Here is an 18,346-nt window from a genome sequence, read left to right as displayed (position 1 = left end):
GGTGTTTCCGACTCTATCAGATCTTTTCTCGATCCGATTTCCTCGGTGCTTTCCAGGTTCTCGCTTTCGCGTTTCCCTTTCCGGCGGTTCCGACTTTATCAGAAGTTCTTGGCCGGTCTGACCGGCCGCTCATTTCTGAGTAATCGGGAGGCGCTTCTCCGAGATGTCGTTCTCGACTTCTCTGAAGCTCGTAGAGTCTAACCTTCGCCGCTGGACTTGTCCAGTTCCAGGCAACTGTTTGAATCTACCTCCCCACGCCGCCCGTGTCAACGGGTCTTGCGGGGCGAAGAGGAGAGTAGCAGCTCACAGGGGTGGAACGCACATCACGCGGCGGTCGGCACCGAGGCGCTGCGATCCGTCGCTTCGACGTCGCCGGTCTCACCTGCGCGTACCGCTCGACCGCCCAGGACGTAGACGTACGTCAGGAATGTCAGCTCGGCCAGGACGCCGATTCCGATGCGGGCCCAGGTGGGCAGGCCGGACGGGGTGACGAAGCCTTCGATGGCGCCGGAGACCAGAAGGACCAGGGCGAGTCCGATCGCCATGCCGACGGCCGCGCGTCCTTCCTCGGCGAGCGCGGTGCGCCGGCTGCGGGGACCTGGGTCTATGACTGTCCAGCCCAGGCGCAGTCCCGTACCGGCGGCGACGAAGACGGCGGTCAGTTCGAGCAGACCGTGCGGAAGGACCAGGCCGAGGAATGTGTCGAGTCGGCCGGCGGAGGACATCAGGCCGAAGCCGACGCCCAGGTTGAGCATGTTCTCGAAGAGGATCCAGAGGACCGGCAGTCCCAGGAAGACGCCCAGGACCAGGCACATCGCGGCTGCCTGGGCGTTGTTCGTCCACACCTGGGCGGCGAAGGCCGCCGCGGGATGGCTGGAGTAGTACGTCTCGTACTCGCCACCCGGGCGGGTCAGCTCGCGCAGCTGGCTGGGCGCCGCGATCGACGACTGTACGTCCGGGTGGGTGCCGATCCACCAGCCCAGGAGGATCGCGATGGCCGTGGAGACCAGTGCCGTGGGTACCCACCAGTGGCGAGCGCGGTAGACCGCGGCCGGGAAGCCCTGGCCCAGGAAGCGCGTGACGTCACGCCACGAGGCGCGGCGGGTGCCGGTGACGGCGCTACGCGCGCGTGCCACCAGTTGGCTGAGCCGTCCGGTCAGCTGCGGGTCCGGGGCGCTGGACTGGATGAGGGACAGATGCGTGGCGGTGCGCTGGTAGAGGGCGACGAGTTCGTCGGCTTCGGCGCCTGTGAGGCGGCGTCGGCGGCGGAGCAGGTCGTCGAGGCGGTCCCATTCGGCTCGGTGCACGGAGACGAAGACGTCCAGGTCCATCGGGTCTGCCTGCTCCTCGGCTGGTCGTCGACTGCTCGTCGCGGAGTCGTCGTGAATGCTCTCGATCGCGGTCAGATAGTCGCACCGGCGCGCGATGTGCCCACAGCTTGGCAGACTTGCGCTCCCGGGGGCAGATCAGGGAAGGACGGCGGGCGTGAGTGAGCTGGTGACGGGCGAGGCGGTGGCGCTCGAACTGCGGCCGGCAAAGCTGCCGAGCAGGGCGCTTGCCGTCTTGCTCGATCTCGTGGTGGCCGTGGTCGCGTACGTCGTCGTCACCATCGCGGTGGTGTTGTCGACCGCCTCGCTGGACGAGGCCGCGCAGGTGGCGCTGTCGATCGCCACGTTTCTGCTGGTGCTGGTCGGCGGCCCGATCGCGGTGGAGACCCTTAGCCATGGGCGTTCGCTGGGGAAGCTGGCGTTCGGGCTCCGCGTGGTCCGGGACGACGGTGGGCCGATCCGGTTCCGGCACGCGCTGGTGCGGGGCGCGATCGGGGTGGTCGAGATCCTGCTGACGTTCGGCGTGGTCGCCTGCATCGCCTCGCTGGTGTCGGCGCGCGGCCGGCGGCTCGGTGACGTGTTCGCGGGCACGCTGGTCGTGCGTGAGCGAATACCGGCAGGTCGGGCCGGCTTTGTTCCGCCGCCGCCTGCGTGGCTGGCGGGGCGGTTCGCCGAGTTGGACCTCTCGGCTGTGCCGGACGGGTTGTGGCTGGCGGTTCGGCAGTACCTGACCCGGATGGGACAGCTCGACCCGCAGGTCTCGATGGGGATGGCCCAGCGGCTCGCGGCCGACCTGGCGGCGCGGACGGGGGCTTCTGTGCCACAGGATCTGCCGGCGGCCGCCTTCCTGGCGGCTGTGGTGCACGAGCGGCAGTCGCGAGAGGCCCGGCAGGCGTTCGGCGCCGCTGGATTCGACCCCCGGATGACCGCTCCTCGCGCACCGGCCGCTCATCAGCCACCCACTTCTCCCCAGCCACCCGCTGCTCCGCAGCCACCGGCTTCCGCGCAGCCTCCTGCTTACGCTCAGCCGCCGCAGGCTCCGCTTCCGCCTTCCGCCGTACCTCCGCGGGACGAGCCCCCAGCGGACCGCCCGGCCACCGGTTTCGCACCACCGGCGTAGATACGGGCCCGCCCCTCCCCTTCCAGGCGTCCCCGGTCTCGGCGTTCAGTCGAACGTCGACGGCGGTGACTGGAGGTCCTCCAGCTCGACTCCGGGTGCGGCCAGGACGACGTCCCCGGCGATGTGAACGGTGTGCCGCTCACCGGTGTCCAGGGCTGTGACCTGGTATTCGTCCACGGTCAGAGGGCCGTTGTCAGTGGCGTGTGCTTCGCTGTTCACCAGGGCCCAGGACTGGTCCACGGTGCGGGGGGCGAGGACCGGGTCTGTGAAGGCGACCAGGCGTACGCGGGTCGCGCCGGACGAGGGGGTGAGGCGCAGGAGACGGGCGGTGGCGACGAGGAACGCGGGGGACGTGCCGGTGAAGGCGTGGGCGCGCACATTGCCTTCGGTGGCATGGGTTCCGGTGGGGTCGGTGCGGACCCAGGTGACGCCGTCGAGGGCGGCACCGCGCACCTGCCACTCCCCCGCGTGGAGTTCGAGGCGGATGGGGCGGCCGAGGTCGTCCAGGGCGAGGTCGACCGAGCCGCGCTGATCGCCGGCGGGGCTGGTCAGCCGGGAGACATAGCGCCAGCCGGAGGGGCCGGGGGCGCACTGGAAGTGTTCTTCGCCGAGGGGGGTGTGATCGTGCGGATCGTGGAGCGAATAACGGCCGCGGGGCATGGGGGTCCTGGGTCTTCGACGGGCTGACGGTCCGGCCGGACTGCCGGTGCCTGCGGTGCTGTCCGGGCGGACCGGCCAAAGGGGCAGGCCCCCGGCACGGGGGTGCGGGGGCCTGCCTCGCGGGACCTGCTGCCGGGGAGCGCGGCGGTGCACCGCTGTGCTCCCCGGCGGGCGGGACTACGGAGTCGCCGGCTCAGTAGCGGTAGTGGTCCGACTTGAACGGGCCGTCGACCTCCACGCCGATGTACGCGGCCTGCTCCGGGCGCAGCCTGGTGAGCTTGACGCCGAGCGCGTCCAGGTGGAGGCGGGCGACCTTCTCGTCCAGGTGCTTGGGCAGCACGTAGACGCCGGTCGGATACTCGTCGGGCTTGGTGAACAGCTCGATCTGGGCCAGGGTCTGGTCCGCGAAGGAGTTGGACATCACGAACGACGGGTGGCCGGTGGCGTTGCCCAGGTTGAGCAGGCGGCCCTCGGACAGCACGATGATGACCTTGCCGTCCGGGAACTTCCAGGTGTGGACCTGCGGCTTGACCTCGTCCTTGACGATGCCGGGGATCTTGGCGAGGCCGGCCATGTCGATCTCGTTGTCGAAGTGGCCGATGTTGCCGACGATCGCCTGGTGCTTCATCTTCGCCATGTCCGACGCAAGGATGATGTCCTTGTTGCCGGTCGTGGTGATGAAGATGTCGGCGGTCTCGACGACCTCGTCGAGGGTCGTGACCTGGTAGCCGTCCATCGCCGCCTGGAGGGCGCAGATGGGGTCGATCTCGGTGATGATCACTCGAGCGCCCTGGCCGCGCAGGGACTCCGCGCAGCCCTTGCCCACGTCGCCGTAACCGCACACGACGGCGGTCTTGCCGCCGATCAAGACGTCGGTGGCGCGGTTGATGCCGTCGACCAGGGAGTGGCGGCAGCCGTACTTGTTGTCGAACTTCGACTTGGTCACGGCGTCGTTGACGTTGATCGCCGGGAAGAGGAGGACGCCGTCACGCTGCATCTCGTACAGGCGGTGGACGCCGGTGGTGGTCTCCTCGGTGACACCGCGGATCTCGGAGGCCAGCTGGGTCCACTTCTGGGGGTTCTCACCCAGGGTGCGGTGCAGCAGCTGGAGGATGACGCGGTGCTCGTCGGACTCGGCGGTCTCCAGGCCGGGGACCTTGCCGTCCTTCTCGTACTCGACGCCCTTGTGGACGAGGAGGGTGGCGTCACCGCCGTCGTCCAGGATCATGTTCGGGCCGCCGGTGGGGCTGTCCGGCCAGGTCAGCGCCTGCTCGGTGCACCACCAGTACTCCTCCAGGGTCTCGCCCTTCCAGGCGAAGACCGGGACGCCCTGCGGGTTGTCGGGCGTGCCGTTCGGGCCGACGGCGATGGCGGCGGCCGCGTGGTCCTGGGTGGAGAAGATGTTGCACGAGGCCCAGCGGACGCGGGCGCCGAGGGCGACCAGGGTCTCGATGAGCACGGCGGTCTGCACGGTCATGTGCAGGGAGCCGGTGACGCGGGCGCCGGCGAGGGGCTGGGCCTCGGCGTATTCCTTGCGGATCGCCATCAGGCCCGGCATCTCGTGCTCGGCGAGGGTGATCTCCTTGCGGCCGAACTCGGCCAGCGAGAGGTCGGCGACCTTGAAGTCCTGTCGGTTGTCGACAGTCGTCATTGCGAGCTGCTCCTCGGTGTCGGGGCGAGGTGGGTACGGCTGGTCTGCGCGGCGGCGGACACACGGGTGCCCGAGATGAGGACACTGGCATGCCCACGTGCGCGCAGCGCAGTCCGTCGGAGGCCCTCTCTCCCTCGGTCGGTCCGCGTGGGACCGCCCGACCGCCATCAGCAGCGACGTCTGGCTCCGTCCCAAGCTACACCGGACGGCCCCGTCGGCCCCAGTCCGCCTCCGCATGGGTCGAGCCGTCCGGGAGGCGGTTCCGAGGGGCGGGGAGGGGGCGGGAGCCTCGTCGGCGGGGGCGCGGAAAGCACGGAACGGGAGCCCGCAGACCGTGACGAACAGGGGCTTTGGCGTCGCGTGCCGGGGCGGGGTGGTACGGGACGCGGGCCGGACCGGGGCCGTCCGGTCCGCTCGCGAGGTGTCCGGCAAGGTGCCTGGTGCGGCGAAGGTGTGAGGAGGCAGACGTGCCCGGTCCGGCCGGCCCCCTCCACGGGCGCGCCCCTCCTCGGCGAGCACCCGCACCCACCCCACCCGCGGGACAAAGGCGCCCCACCGCACAGCCGGTTCACAAGGTGACGCTATTCTCCGCCGCCTTGGACGGGCCGCTCGGGGAGGACGAGGCATGGCGGGTAGGACGCGGGGTCGCGGGCTGGGGATGTCGGCCGGTGTGGTGGGGGTGCTGGGGCTGGTGTTGGTGGTCGGGGCCTTTGGATGGCTGCGGGGGGCGTACGGGGTCTCCAGCGTGGGTGGTGGCAGCATGCGGCCGACGTACGGGCAGGGGGACCGGATCGTCTGGGAGCGCGTCGACGGGAGCGAGGTGCGGCGCGGTGATGTCGTGCTGTTCCGGCCGCCAAAGTCCTACGGGTTCGACGCGCCCCTGATGAAGCGGGTCGTCGGCGTGGGCGGGGACCGGGTGCGGTGCTGCACGCTCGCGGGGGCGCGGGAGCGGGTGACCGTGAACGGCAAGCCGATCGAGGAGCCGTATCTGTACGGCGGCGACGCCGACGGCGCGCACCGGGCGTATGACGTGAAGGTCCCGGAGGGGCGGCTGTTCCTCCTGGGCGACTACCGCGCGAACTCCAACGACTCGCGGTTCCACCTCGACGAGCAGGGCGGCACGGTGTCCGCGGACGCGGTGCTGGGGCGGGTGACGGATGACCGCGCGGTTCCTGCCCTGCTGGTGGCGGCCCTGCTGCTGGGCGGAGTGCTGTTGCTCGTCGGGATCGGCCTGGGCATCGGTTTCCTTGCCGTACGGCGGCGGAGGGCGCCGGAGATCGCGCAGATGCCCTGGCCGGTGCGGCCGAGCGGGAGCTGAGGTCCCGGCTCAGTGCCCGGCGGCGTGCGGGTTCGGGCCGCCGGGAGTGGCCTCCGGGTCCGGGCCCTTGGCCGCCTCGACCTCGCTGTAGATGTCCGGTTCGAGGTAGATGACGCGGGCGATGGGGACGGCGGCGCGGATGCGGGCCTCGGCGGCGTCGATGGCGTTGGCGACCTGGGCGGCCGTGTTGTCGTGCCGGACGGCGATCTTGGCGGCGATCAGCAGTTCCTCGGGGCCGAGGTGGAGCGTGCGCATGTGGATGACGCCGGTGACGGTGTCGCCGTCGACCGTCGCCTCCTCGATCTTCTGGATCACGTCCAGGCCCGCCGCCTCGCCGAGCAGCAGCGACTTGGTCTCGGCGGCCAGGACCAGGGCGATCAGGACGAGCAGGACGCCGATGCAGACGGTGCCGATGCCGTCCCAGACGCCGTCACCGGTGAGCACGGACAGGCCGACGCCGAGGAGGGCGAGGACCAGGCCGATCAGCGCGCCGAAGTCCTCCAGCAGGACCACGGGCAGCTCGGGGGCCTTGGCACGGCGGATGAACTGCGACCAGGACAGCTTGCCGCGCAGCTCGTTCGACTCCTTGATGGCCGTGCGGAAGGAGAAGCCCTCGGCGATGACCGCGAAGACCAGCACGCCCACCGGCCAGTACCAGTCCTTCAGTTCGTGCGGGTGGCTGATCTTCTCGAAGCCCTCGTAGATGGCGAACATGCCGCCGATGGAGAACAGGACGATCGAGACCAGGAACGCGTAGATGAAGCGCTCGCGTCCGTAGCCGAAGGGGTGCTGCGGGGTCGCCTCGCGCTGGGCCTTCTTGCCGCCGATGAGCAGCAGGAACTGGTTGCCGGAGTCGGCGAGCGAGTGGACGCCCTCGGCGAGCATCGAGGAAGAGCCGCTGAACGCGAACGCCACGAACTTGGATGCCGCGATCGCGAGGTTGGCGCCGAGTGCCGCCACGATCGCCTTCGTACCGCCTGACGCGCTCATGTGTCCGCGTTGTCCCTTCGCCCTAGTCGTCGCCTTGGCGCGGCGCCTTCGCACGGCCACGCCGTCCAGGCGTGGCCGTACTTTGCCCGGCCTTTGCCGGTGGGCCATTGTTGCAGCCCGGCCGGGCGCCGCCGCGTCAGGTATCCACAACCCCGGTCAGACGATCACAGGTCATACGATCACAGTGGCACGGAAGATCGTGCCCGTGCCGGAGATCTCCGCCTTCTCGCCCGCCGGGACGAAGACCGACTGCCCCGGGTTCAGCTCGTGCTCGCCGGCGCGGACCGAGCCGGCCGTGCAGAGCAGGATCTGCGGGGTGCCGAGGGTGAGGTCGCGGGCGGTACCGCCCTCGGGCAGGACGTACCGGGAGAGGCGGAACTCGTCGATCGGCGTGTCGTAGACCTCCTCGCCGGCCGGGGAGGCCTCGGGGCGCAGGACGCCCGGGTCGCTCGCCTCGAAGCGGACGACGCGCAGCAGTTCGGGGACGTCGACGTGCTTGGGGGTCAGGCCGCAGCGCAGGACGTTGTCGGAGTTGGCCATGATCTCGACGCCGAGGCCGCTGATGTACGCGTGCGGGATGCCGGCGCCGAGGAACAGTGCCTCGCCGGGCTGCAGGCGCACGTGGTTCAGCAGCATCGCCGCGATGACGCCGGGGTCGCCCGGGTAGTGCTGGGCGAGATCGGCGTAGGGCGCGTAGTCGCCGCCCAGGCGGGCGCAGGCGGCAGCGGCCTCGGCGACCGTGTGCGCCATCTTCTGCGGGTCGGCGGTGAGGATCGCGGTGAGCACCTCGCGCAGGGCCGCTTCCTCGGGCTGGCCGTGCAGCAGGTCGACGTACGGCTTGAGGGAGGCGACGCCGAGCCCGTCGATCAGGTCGGCGGCCCGGACCGGGTCGCGGAAACCGCACAGGCCGTCGAACTCGGTGAGCGCGCAGATCAGTTCGGGCTTGTGGTTGGCGTCCTTGTAGTTGCGGTGCGGGGCGTCGACCGGGATGCCGCGGCGCTCCTCGTCGGCGTAACCCTCCGCGGCCTGTGCCAGGTCGGGGTGCACCTGGAGGGAGAGGGGCGCGCCGGCGGCGAGGATCTTCAGCAGGAACGGCAGCCGCGGGCCGAACTTCGCGACCGCCCCGGCGCCCAGCTCGCGCTCCGGGTCGGCGTCGATGACGTCGACGAGCGTCCCGCGCGCGGTGCGCGAGGGGGCTCCCGGGTGCGCGCCCATCCACATCTCCGCCTGCGGCTCACCGGTCGGCTCGACGCCGAGGAGGTGCGGGATGGCGGTGGGGGAACCCCAGGCGTAGGGGCGGACGGTGTTGTCGAGGCGGTCCATGTGTCTTCTCTGTCTCCGTACGTACGGCTGCCCCAGCCGGGCGCCGGTGCTGGTGCCGGTGCCGGTCGTGGTTGCCGTGCTGATGGTGGGCGCGGGGGTTCCGGCCCGTAGCCAGATCAGGCCCTCGAAGCGAGCGCCAGGTAAACGGCGGCGAAATCCGTGACGGCGATCAGTTCAGCGAGGGACTCCAGTTCGCCGCCTTCCTCCGGTTCGAGTTCGCTGATCGGCGTGTCGTGGCTGAGCGCCAGGTCGCGGGCGGCGGGGGCGGCGGTGAGACCGCTGATCGGGCGGTCGCGGAGCAGCACCACGCGCGCGTGCAGCGCGGGCGGCTCCTCGACGCGGTCGCGGAAGAAGTCGTCGGGGTCGGCGCTGGCGGCCAGCGGGCCGGCCAGCAGGGCGCTGTGCGCGGAGAGCGCCTCCGGGAGTTCGGCGACGAGCGCGGGCCGGCCGGCGAGTTCGGCGAGGGCCGCGGCGAAACGGTGGCCTGCGGGGCCCGCCGAGGGCCCTTCCGTCCACACCACGGGCAGTGCGTCCGCGAGTTCGGCGGCGAGGGTCTTGGCCGGGTTGCTGTAGGTCGCGATGGCGGGGCCGCAGCGCTCGGCGATGTGGTCCAGGCGGTCGGCGACCTTCTCCAGGGCGTCCGGCGGGGCGCCGATCAGTCCGATCCGGTCCAGCACCGCCAGCAGCGGGGTGAGCAGCGCCCAGAAGACGCCCGGGGAGGACGCGGCGAGCGGTTCCTCCTGGTCGTACGGCGCCGTCGCCATCGGTACGAACAGGCCGTGGGCGCCGTCGACCGCCTCCGCGAGCGGGGTGCCGGCCGGGGCCACGGCGACGACCGAGCAGCCGCGGCGGTAGGCCTGGTCGGTGAGGAGGGACAGGCTCGGTTCGGTGCCGTCCGGGGTGGCGATCAGCAGCAGGTCCACGGAGCCGGCCCAGCCCGGGAGCTCCCAGCGCAGGGCGCCCGCGGCCGGGGCCACACCGGTCGGGGCCAGACGGACCACGGGGCTGCCGACGCCGGCCAGGGTGCCGATGAGGTCGGCGGTGTGGATGGCGGCGGCGCCGGGGCCGGCGATGAGGACGGCGCGGGGGCGGCCGTCGGGCTTGAGGTCGCCGACGCCGGCCTCGGCGGCGTGCCGGGCCGCGGTGCGCACGCGGGCGCCGGCCTCGGCGGCGCCGCGCAGCAGGCCTCGACGGTCGGCCTCGGCGAGGCCCTCCGGGGTGTCGAGCAGCGATTCGTCCAGCATGGGCGGTTGCCTCCGAGCGCCGGGGTCCTGTGCGGGTTGGCTACGACGTGAGGGGCGTCGTCACTGGGGGCGGCGCGCCTCGTCCACGAGGAGGACCGGGATGCCGTCGCGGACCGGGTAGGCGAGGCCGCAGTCCTGGCCGGTGCAGATCAGCTCGGCTTCCTGCTCCTTGAGCGGGGCGTGGCAGGCCGGGCAGGCGAGGATCTCCAGGAGACCGGCTTCGAGCGGCATGGGGTGTCCCTTCGAGGGCGGATGTCTGTCTGTGGATGTGCCTGGTCAGCGTACCGCTGGTGGACGGGCTGAGCCGGGCTGCGAGCACCGTCCAGGGGGCAGCGCCCCCTGGACGCCATTTGACCGGCCGCTCAGGCCCTGATGATCGCCAGGGCCTCGTCCCTGATCTTGGTCATCGTGGCCTCGTCCTTCGCCTCGGCGTTCAGACGGAGCAGCGGCTCGGTGTTGGAGGGGCGGACGTTGAACCACCAGTCGACGGCGGCGACGGTGAGGCCGTCGAGGTCGTCCAGGGTGACGCCGGCGCGGTTCTCGTACGCGGAGCGGATCGCGGCGAGGCGGGCGGACTGGTCGGCGACGGTGGAGTTGATCTCGCCGGAGCCGGTGTAGCGGTCGTACTGGGCGACGAGGGCGGACAGCGGGCCCTCCTGGCCGCCGAGGGCGGCGAGGACGTGCAGGGCGGCCAGCATGCCCGTGTCGGCGTTCCAGAAGTCCTTGAAGTAGTAGTGCGCGGAGTGCTCGCCGCCGAAGATCGCGCCGCTGCGGGCCATCTCGGCCTTGATGAAGGAGTGGCCGACGCGGGTGCGGACCGGGGCGCCGCCGTTCTCCTTCACGACCTCCGGGACCGTACGGGACGTGATCAGGTTGTGGATGATCGTGCCCTTGCCGCCGTTGCGGGCGAGTTCGCGGGCGGCGACCAGCGCGGTGATCGCGGACGGGGAGACCGGGTCGCCGTGCTCGTCCACGACGAAGCAGCGGTCGGCGTCGCCGTCGAAGGCGATGCCGAGGTCGGCTCCCTCCGCCGGGACGCGCTTTTGCAGGTCCACGAGATTGGCCGGGTCGAGCGGGTTGGCCTCGTGGTTGGGGAAGGTGCCGTCCAGTTCGAAGTACATCGAGACGAGGGTCAGGGGCAGGCCGGCGAAGACCGAGGGGACCGTGTGGCCGCCCATGCCGTTGCCGGCGTCGACCACGACCTTCAGCGGGCGGATGGAGGTCAGGTCGACCAGGGAGCGGAGGTAGGCCGCGTAGTCCTCCAACGTCTCGCGCGAGGACAGGGTTCCCGGCCGGTCGACCGGCTCGGGGGCGCCCGACTCCAGCCACCGCTCGACCAGTTCGCGGATCTGCGCGAGACCGGTGTCCTGGCCGACCGGGGCGGCGCCCGCGCGGCACATCTTGATGCCGTTGTACTGGGCCGGGTTATGGGAGGCGGTGAACATGGCGCCCGGCAGGTTCAGCGCGCCCGAGGCGTAGTACAGCTGGTCGGTGGAGCACAGGCCGATCTCGGTGACGTCCACGCCACGGTCCGCGGCGCCGCGCGCGAAGGCGCGGGACAGGCCGGGGGACGAGGGCCGCATGTCGTGGCCGACGACGATGGCCGCCGCACCCGTCACCTCCGCGAAGGCGGCGCCGAAGAGCCCGGCCAGTGACTCGTCCCACTGGTCCGGAACCACTCCACGTACGTCGTATGCCTTCACGATCTGCGACAGATCAGCAGCCACGGCCAACCCTCCTGAAAGTCCTATGTGTGCCCACAAACTACCCGTCCGGGGTAAGGGTGTGGTGTGCGGACACCAGGTGGACGCCCAGTCGTAACCGGAGGTGGGGTGCGGTGCGCCGGTTTGACGACCGTGGGCCGCAGGGGTGTGGGCTCAGTTGTCCGGGGAGCGCAGGACGCGCAGGTGGCCGCGGCGGGCGACCTCCATGGGGTCCGCCGTACGGCCTCCGCCGCCCGCCTGGGCCGCGCGCTCCTGGGGGCGGGCCGCTTCGCGCACGGCGTTCGCGAGCGCTTCCAGGTCGTCTCCGCTGGGCCGCGCGGGGGCGGAGCCGTCGAGGAGACGGACGACCTCCCAGCCGCGGGGGGCGGTGAGGCGTTCGGAGTGCTCGGCGCACAGGTCGTAGCAGTGCGGCTCGGCGTAGGTCGCGAGCGGGCCGAGGACCGCGGTCGAGTCGGCGTAGACGTACGTCAGCGTCGCGACGGCAGGTCGGCCGCAGGCGGTGCGCGAACAGCGACGTACAGGGCTCACGATGTTGGACGGTACCGCACTCTTGAGCGGGCCGCGACGACTCTCCACCAGGTCACTCCACCGTGTCGTGCTGTGAAACGCCCCACACACCCCTTCGAGGAGGCCCTGTTGACCTGCGTGGACGGGTACGCGGCGGATTTCGGGCGCGGCTCGATACGGTCATGAGTCGGCACAAACACCGTCAATTGCCTTGAGTTCGGCGGTCTTGGAGGGTTACGGAAACGAGCCAGACGTTGGCTGGAACGGTCAACCTGCGACAGGGAGGCGGAGAAGGCCGATCGGAGCCGAACGGGGCCGATCGGCGGCGGGCTGATCGGCGGGGGGTGCGGGCGGCCGGGGAGGGTCTTGATCGACCGGAATGCGGTCGGCCGGGTGTGGCTGGTCGGGGTGGGGCGGGGTGGGGGACGGGTTGCCGTGTGGGGTCGGGCGGGGGGAGCGCGCGGGGACTACGCTTCCCCAGTGATGGACAACCGTGTACCGCCCCGTGCCGCCGGCCCCGGGCCCCGTCGCCGTGATCGTCACGGGAGGGGCATGCGGGGGCCGATCGCGCCGCCGCAGGTGCCGCTGGCGGCCAGCCGGGCCGATGTGTTCGCGGACCTGGTGCAGGACTCCGTGGAGCGTCTCGAACGGCGGTGGCCGCAGCTCGCCGACATCGACTTCCTCGTGCTGGAGGTGCCCCGGCTGGACGGGCGCGGTGAGCAGGTGTGGAGCGACGAGGCCGTGCCGCTGGGCGGGGTCGTGCCCGCGCGGGACGGGCGCCGGGCGCGGGTGGTCGTGTACCGGCGGCCGGTGGAGATCCGCACCAAGGGGCGGGACGAGCGGGCCGCGCTGGTACACGAGGTGGTCGTGGAGCAGGTCGCCGAGTTGCTCGGGCTGACGCCGGAGACCGTGGATCCGCGGTACGGCGAGGATTAGGGCGGGCCGCCGGGGTACGGCCGGTGGCCGCCTTTTGCCCGCAGCTACGCGAGTACGACGGCCCGCCCTACGGCGACGCGAGCGCCGCTGCCGGTGGGCGCCGCCCGGCGGCGCGACCGCCCGCAGCGCCGGCGGTACTGCGCAGCCGACGGCGCTGCGGGAGCGCCCCCTCACTTCTGCAGGACCGACAGATCCTCCGTCGTCCTCGGTACCGCCACCATCCCCCGGTCGTTCGGGAGGGTCTGGATGGTGAAGCCGGGGATTCCGGACTCCGTGGCGGAGAGGGTGCGGGAGGCGTAGACCGGGCCGCCGGAGACGGTCTCGACGGTGAGGGCGTAGGTGCCCTTCAGGCCGGAGGGGACGGGGACGGTCACGTCCTGCGTGGTTCCGGACTTGATCGTGTAGGTCTTCGCCGTCGGCGTACCGCCCTCGCTGCCCGCCGACGCGGTGACCTTGACCGTGGCGGTGGCGGTGGGCGCGCTCAGGGCCAGGGTCGTGCCCTTGGCGCTGTTGTCGGCAGAGGTAGCGCGGGTGCCGACGGGGGCGGTGGCCGGGATGAAGGCCGTCTCCTGCTTGTCGCCCTTGCCCCGGACCACCCGGAGGGCCGCGACGACCGGGACCGACTGGTCGGTGGGGGTCAGGACCAGGGAGCCCGCCTCGCCCCGCGTCACGTCGCGCAGGTCGGCCGTGGTCGTCATGCCCGACTTCACGTGCAGGGTCTCGTTGCCCGCCGGGGTGATCAGGCCGTCCGGTGAGGCCAGGCGGACCTTCAGGTCGGCGTCGTCGCCGCCGGGGGTGAAGACGATCAGGCGGACGTCGGTGGCGTCCTTGGGGATACCGGGCAGGACCAGGCTGCCGGCGGGGTCGGCGGCCGCGGCCAGCCAGTCGCCGCCCACCTTGTCGTCCAGGGCCTGCACCGACGCGCCGACCCGGCCGCTGCGCACGCTGACGTGCACGGTCAGGTCGGCCTGCTGTTCGTCGGTGAGCGTGGACAGCAGGATCGGCTTGCTCGCGTGCGCCGGGACGGTCTGGTTCTCGCCGAGCGGGGACTTGATCGCGCCGTTCTTGCCGTACAGCTCGATGTCGACGACCGCGGGGGTGTCGTCGGGGTTGGTGAGGTGGACGTAGTCGGTGCGCTCCGTGGCCGTGCTGGCGCCCGGGAACCAGAAGTCGGTGTCCGCGGCGGTGCAGTTCACGCCCTGCAGGCCACGGCCGGTGCCAGCCGCGACCTCGGTGGTCTCCTGCACGGTCCAGCCGGGCGCGAACTTCCCGTCGGCGGTGCCGATGAGCGCGGGCGCGTCCGCGCCGGAGGTGTCGCCGGTGACGGGAGTGCCCGGCGCCCTCGGGGTGAGCACCGGCTGGTCCGCCGTCTTCTTCCCGCCCTTGGACCCCTTCGAGCCCTTGCCGGTCCCGGAGTTGTCCGTGCCGTCCGCCGAGCCCCCGCCGGCCGCCTGGAGTTGGGCCTTGCCGCCGCTCGACGCACCCTGGGTGACGGGCGTGAACGACGTGTACGACGTGTCGGCGATGTCCGAGACGCTCGGCGCCGGGCACAGCAGGCTGGTGCGCTGGACCGGCAGGTTCGCGGCCGCCTCGGGGGCGGCCGCACCGGAGGCGGACGGGCCGTCGAGAGCGGCGAACGCGGTGACGGCGGCCAGCGCGGTGCCGGCGGCGATCAGGGACAGGGTGGTGCGGTTCACTGCTGGCTCCCGTCGGGGCGCTCGCTGGTGCCGTGGGGGTGCTGGGCCGGGTCGTAGCCCTGCTGGGCGGGGTCGTACGCCGGGTTGTAGCCCTGCTGGTAGGACGTGGCGTCGTACGGCATCTGGTCGGCCGTACCGCCGTAGGCGTACGGGTCGTACTGGCCCTCGCCCGTCTGGTACGGGTCGGCGGCCGGGTACGCCTGCTGGTCGTAGCCGGAGGGCGGGTACTGGCCGCCGTCGTGGTACTGGTCGGTTCCGTAGCCGGCGTATCCGGCGTTCGCGTACGAACCCTGGTCCCAGTCCTCGTAGGACTGCTGGTGGGGTACGGCGGCCGGGGGCTCCTCCGGCAGCGGCGGTGCGGCCGGCTGCTCCTCGCCGGACTGGCCGGACTGGTCGTCGCCGGCCTGTTCCTCTGCCTGGGCACGCAGCCGCCGGGCGCGGCGGCCCTCGCCGGCGACGGCCTGGGCGGGCAGCGGCTCCTCCTCGGGCAGGTCGTCGTCGACGTCGCGGCGGCGGCCGGGCAGGGCGAGGACGACCAGGACGACGGCGAGCGCACCCTGGGCCCACAGCCAGGCGGTGTGGGTGATCGGGTCGGTGTAGGTGACGTCCAGCCTGCCGCTGTCGGCGGGCAGTTGGAAGCCCTGGGCCCAGCCGTCGACCGTGGTGCGGGTGAGCGGCCTGCCGTTCAGGGTGGCCGTCCAGCCGTCGGAGGCGGTGTCGGCGAGGCGCAGGACGCGGCCGCCCGAGCCGGACGGGACGGTCGTGTGGATCTCCACCGGTCCCGCGGTGACCGGCTGGGCGGTGCCCGAGCCGCCTGCGGGGACGATGGTGGCCCGGGAGACCTCCTGGTCGACGCGGTACAAGGCGCCGCCGTTCTGCTGGCTGAGCCGGGACAGGCCGGGGGTGGTGTCTAGGACGCGGGTGATGTCGCGGGGGGCGCCCTTGTGGACGAGGACGTACCGCACGGCGAAGCCGCCGAGTTCGTCGGCCTGGTCGGCGCCGGAGCCGGCGACGAGGTTGGCGACGACCTTGTCCAGCCGGGTGTTCTGGCCGTCGGCGGCGCTGATCTCGGCGTCGCCCATGCGGGCGCCGGAGCCGCGGACCAGGGTGTAGCGCACGCGCGCGGTGGAGTCGCTGTCCAGGATCAGGGTGCGGGCCCGGTCGCCGGTGGAGGAGTCCTCGGCGACGAACGCGGGCACCTGGGTCGGGTCGCTGCGCTCCAGGGGGCCGTCGGCGCCGCGGATCATCCAGCCGGCGGCGACGAGCAGCGGGCCCGCGGCGCAGGCGAAGGCGATCAGGGCGGCGACGGGCTGGCGCCAGCCGAAGCTCTGCTCGGCCACACGCGCGCGTGCGCCGTCGGCGCCGAGGGCTGCGGCGGCCAGCAGGGCGATGCCGTAGACGAGGGTGGCCGGTCCGGCCCAGGCGGACCTGTTGGACAGGGCGGCGAAGACGAGGCCGACCAGGACGACGGCCCAGGCGGTGCGGATGGCCCGCTGCCGCTCAGAGCGCAGGAGTGCGCCGAGGGCGGCGAGGACGATGCCGATGAGCATCAGGCCGTGCACGGTGCCGGGGCCGCCGGGGCTGGCGCCGAGCAGGTCGAGCGCGGAGGCGGCCGACGTGCCGTAGGCCAGGCCGGCTTCCTTGAAGAAGCCGGTCGGCAGCAGGGTCAGCGACCAGGGGGCGAGGACCAGCAGCGGGGTGCCGAGCTGAGCGAGGAAGCGCAGGGCGTGGGCGACGAGGTCGCCGCGGCGCAGCACGAGCACGCCGATGCCGAGGAACAGCGCGATGGGCCAGACGATCGGCGTGAAGGCGGTGGTGATGGTCAGCAGCAGCGCATACGCCCAGGTGGCGCGCCAACTGCCACGTGCTCCGGAGCGGTTGGCGAGGCCGCTCGCCGCGATCCCGGCGCGCGCGATGAGCGGCAGCAGCACGGCGAGGACGGCGGTGCCGATGCGGCCGCCGGCCAGGGCGCCGGTGGTGGCGGGCAGGAAGGCGTAGGCGATGGCCGCCCAGGCGCGCAGCAGTCGGGAGGTGACGAGCGGCCGGGAGGCGAAGTAGGCGGTGAAGCCGGCGAGCGGTACCGAGGCGACCAGCAGGACCGTCATCGCCAGTCCGGTGGAGCCGAACAGGATCGTGGCGAGCGTCGCGATGATCGCGAGGTAGGGCGGTGCGGCCGGGGTTCCGCCCGCGCCGACCGGGTGCCAGGAGTCGGCGAATCGGGACCACAGCTCGCCGGCGCCGGCCGGGGCGGGCAGCAGGGCGCCGCCCGCGAGCGCGCCGCCGGCGAGCAGGGCGCGGCAGGCGGCCAGGGAGATGAGCAGCAGGGCGAGGAAGAGCACGGGGCCGGGCTTGCGGGCGATCCGCTTGAGCCGGGCGAACTGCTCGACCTCCAGGAAGTCGGCGTCGTCGCCGCCGGGTCCGGACTCCACCGCGCCGCCGTGCCGGCCGGCCGGGGAGGTGTCGTCGGTACCGCTGGTGAAGTTGGCGGCGAGCTGTTCCACGGTGGCCCGGATGGTGGCGCCGGGCGGCGGGAACAGCCGGCGCAGTTCGGCCTTGTCGATCTGCGAGGGGCCGCGGCGGCGCCGGGCGGCGATGATCCGCTCGGGGCGCAGCAGGGTGCCGAGCAGGCCGCGGATCTCGTCGACGGCCTGGCCGGGGACCTTGCCGACGAGATAGGCGATGGTGCGCAGGACGGTGCCGAACACGAGCCGCAGCAGCGCCCAGGGGAGCGCGGCGCCACGGGTGTTGACGAGCAGGGTGTAGACGGCGCCGGCCTTGTCGACCTTGTGCGGGGAGGCGGCGGTGCGGCCCACGCAGTCGACGGTGCGGCGCTCGCGGGAGGCGGCCTCGGCGTGCCGTACGACGGCGTCGGGGGCGATCAGGACGCGGTGGCCGGCGGTGTGGGCGCGCCAGCACAGGTCGACGTCGTCGCGCATCAGGGGCAGTCGGCGGTCGAAGCCGCCGAGCTGTTCGAAGACGTCGCGGCGGATGAGCATGCCGGCGCTGGAGACGGACAGCACGGTGCGCACGTGGTCGTGCTGGCCCTGGTCCTGTTCGCGGCGGTCCAGGCCGGTCCAGCGGCGGCCGGAGTTGGCGATGGAGACGCCGACCTCCAGCAGTTGCCGGCGGTCGTACCAGCCGCGGAGCTTGGGGCCGACGACCGCCACGTCCTCGCGGCCGAGTTCGAGTTCGTTGTCGACGACGCGCAGCAGCTCGGCGAGGGCGTCGGGTTCGGGGGCGCAGTCGTCGTGCAGCAGCCAGAGCCACTGGATGGGCTCGCCGTACGGCAGTTCGGGCATGTCGTAGGCGTCGTCGCGCCACCTGCGCGTGACGGGGTCCCAGCCGCTGGGGCGCCTGAGGTACGGCAGCTCTTCCGGGGTGAGGAGCGGGGCGGTGCGGCTCGCCTCCTCGACGGCCTGGCCGAACCCGGTGCGGCGGGCGAGGTGCAGCACGTTGGCGTCGCCGAGGGCGTCGGTGAGCATCCGGGCGGAGTCGTCCGCGCTGCCGGTGTCTGCGGCCACCGCGTACTGGACGGGTCGCTCCTGGCCGAGCAGCCCGGCGAGCGCGTCGGGCAGCCAGCGGGCGCCGTCGTGGGAGACGAGGACCGCGGTCACCACGTGGCGCGGGAACTCTGGTGTGGCAGCGTGCTCTTGGGCTGCCGTGTGGCTGTGCACGGACATCGAGGTACGGGCCCCGGTTCGATGGACTGCGGTGGACGCCTGCGCCCTCTCGGGGGGCGAGGGGACGGCGGGGCGTCTCGGACGAGCGACCACACTATCGGCTGACCATGACGACGGCCCGCCGCCTGTGGATAACCCACCGGTGACGGGCCGTTCGTAACGATTTGG

General features: G+C 72.5%; 14 protein-coding genes. 3 read left to right on the top strand and 11 right to left on the bottom strand.

Translation table 11 applies throughout. The features are described 5' to 3' along the window. Window positions 1-323: 323 nt before the first annotated feature. The gene (locus ACIBJF_RS26190; RefSeq protein WP_399177172.1) at window positions 324-1,331 is read right to left on the bottom strand and encodes a stage II sporulation protein M; all 1,008 of its coding nucleotides are present in this window, start codon (window positions 1,329-1,331) and stop codon (window positions 324-326) included. Window positions 1,332-1,485: 154 nt separating this feature from the next. On the opposite strand from ACIBJF_RS26190, the gene ACIBJF_RS26185 reads away from it, so the two are divergent. Next, the gene (locus ACIBJF_RS26185; RefSeq protein WP_399177170.1) at window positions 1,486-2,448 is read left to right on the top strand and encodes an RDD family protein; all 963 of its coding nucleotides are present in this window, start codon (window positions 1,486-1,488) and stop codon (window positions 2,446-2,448) included. Between the two features lie 45 nt (window positions 2,449-2,493). Here ACIBJF_RS26185 and ACIBJF_RS26180 read toward each other — a convergent pair whose 3' ends face one another. After that, a complete protein-coding gene (locus ACIBJF_RS26180) occupies window positions 2,494-3,108 on the bottom strand; it encodes a hypothetical protein (RefSeq protein WP_399177168.1) in 615 nt (204 codons plus the stop codon). Window positions 3,109-3,301: 193 nt separating this feature from the next. Then, complete coding sequence (gene ahcY, locus ACIBJF_RS26175; protein WP_399177166.1) at window positions 3,302-4,759, bottom strand: adenosylhomocysteinase; 1,458 nt, start codon at window positions 4,757-4,759, stop codon at window positions 3,302-3,304. 625 nt (window positions 4,760-5,384) lie between these two features. Between ahcY and lepB the strand changes: the two genes are divergently transcribed. After that, window positions 5,385-6,077 carry a signal peptidase I gene (gene lepB, locus ACIBJF_RS26170; RefSeq protein ID WP_399177164.1) on the top strand — a complete coding sequence of 231 codons (693 nt, stop codon included), beginning with the start codon at window positions 5,385-5,387 and terminating at the stop codon, window positions 6,075-6,077. Window positions 6,078-6,086: 9 nt separating this feature from the next. On the opposite strand, the gene ACIBJF_RS26165 is transcribed toward lepB, so the two are convergent. The 6 genes from ACIBJF_RS26165 to ACIBJF_RS26140 form a co-directional block, all read right to left on the bottom strand. Further along, window positions 6,087-7,067, bottom strand: a complete 981-nt coding sequence (locus ACIBJF_RS26165; RefSeq protein WP_399177162.1) for a cation diffusion facilitator family transporter — start codon at window positions 7,065-7,067, stop codon at window positions 6,087-6,089. Window positions 7,068-7,238: 171 nt separating this feature from the next. Next, window positions 7,239-8,390: a mannose-6-phosphate isomerase, class I gene (manA, locus tag ACIBJF_RS26160; protein ID WP_399177160.1), complete on the bottom strand. Its 1,152-nt coding sequence runs from the start codon at window positions 8,388-8,390 to the stop codon at window positions 7,239-7,241. Window positions 8,391-8,506: 116 nt separating this feature from the next. Then, a complete protein-coding gene (locus ACIBJF_RS26155; protein ID WP_399177158.1) occupies window positions 8,507-9,634 on the bottom strand; it encodes an SIS domain-containing protein in 1,128 nt (375 codons plus the stop codon). Window positions 9,635-9,694: 60 nt separating this feature from the next. Further along, on the bottom strand, window positions 9,695-9,865 hold the full coding sequence (locus tag ACIBJF_RS26150) for a Trm112 family protein (RefSeq protein ID WP_399177156.1): 171 nt from the start codon (window positions 9,863-9,865) through the stop codon (window positions 9,695-9,697). Window positions 9,866-9,996: 131 nt separating this feature from the next. Then, entirely contained in the window at window positions 9,997-11,361 is a 1,365-nt protein-coding gene (locus ACIBJF_RS26145; RefSeq protein ID WP_399177154.1) for a phosphomannomutase/phosphoglucomutase, read from the bottom strand. Window positions 11,362-11,511: 150 nt separating this feature from the next. Continuing rightward, complete coding sequence (locus tag ACIBJF_RS26140; RefSeq protein WP_399177152.1) at window positions 11,512-11,934, bottom strand: DUF3499 domain-containing protein; 423 nt, start codon at window positions 11,932-11,934, stop codon at window positions 11,512-11,514. A gap of 414 nt (window positions 11,935-12,348) precedes the next feature. Here ACIBJF_RS26140 and ACIBJF_RS26135 point away from each other — a divergent pair, with 414 nt between their 5' ends. Next, on the top strand, window positions 12,349-12,801 hold the full coding sequence (locus ACIBJF_RS26135) for a metallopeptidase family protein (protein WP_351812250.1): 453 nt from the start codon (window positions 12,349-12,351) through the stop codon (window positions 12,799-12,801). Window positions 12,802-12,971: 170 nt separating this feature from the next. Here the strand turns inward: ACIBJF_RS26135 and ACIBJF_RS26130 are convergent, their stop codons facing one another. Together ACIBJF_RS26130 and ACIBJF_RS26125 are read right to left on the bottom strand one after the other, a co-directional pair. Next, on the bottom strand, window positions 12,972-14,498 hold the full coding sequence (locus tag ACIBJF_RS26130) for a DUF5719 family protein (RefSeq protein ID WP_399177150.1): 1,527 nt from the start codon (window positions 14,496-14,498) through the stop codon (window positions 12,972-12,974). After that, entirely contained in the window at window positions 14,495-18,178 is a 3,684-nt protein-coding gene (locus ACIBJF_RS26125) for a glycosyltransferase (protein WP_399177148.1), read from the bottom strand. The genes ACIBJF_RS26130 and ACIBJF_RS26125 overlap by 4 nt, the downstream gene beginning before the upstream one ends. Window positions 18,179-18,346 lie beyond the last annotated feature (168 nt).

This window comes from Streptomyces sp. NPDC050743, from assembly GCF_044456925.1.
Classification (GTDB): domain Bacteria; phylum Actinomycetota; class Actinomycetes; order Streptomycetales; family Streptomycetaceae; genus Streptomyces.
The sequence above is the reverse complement of the archived record's forward strand: the minus strand, read 5'-3'. Positions and strand labels throughout refer to the sequence as shown.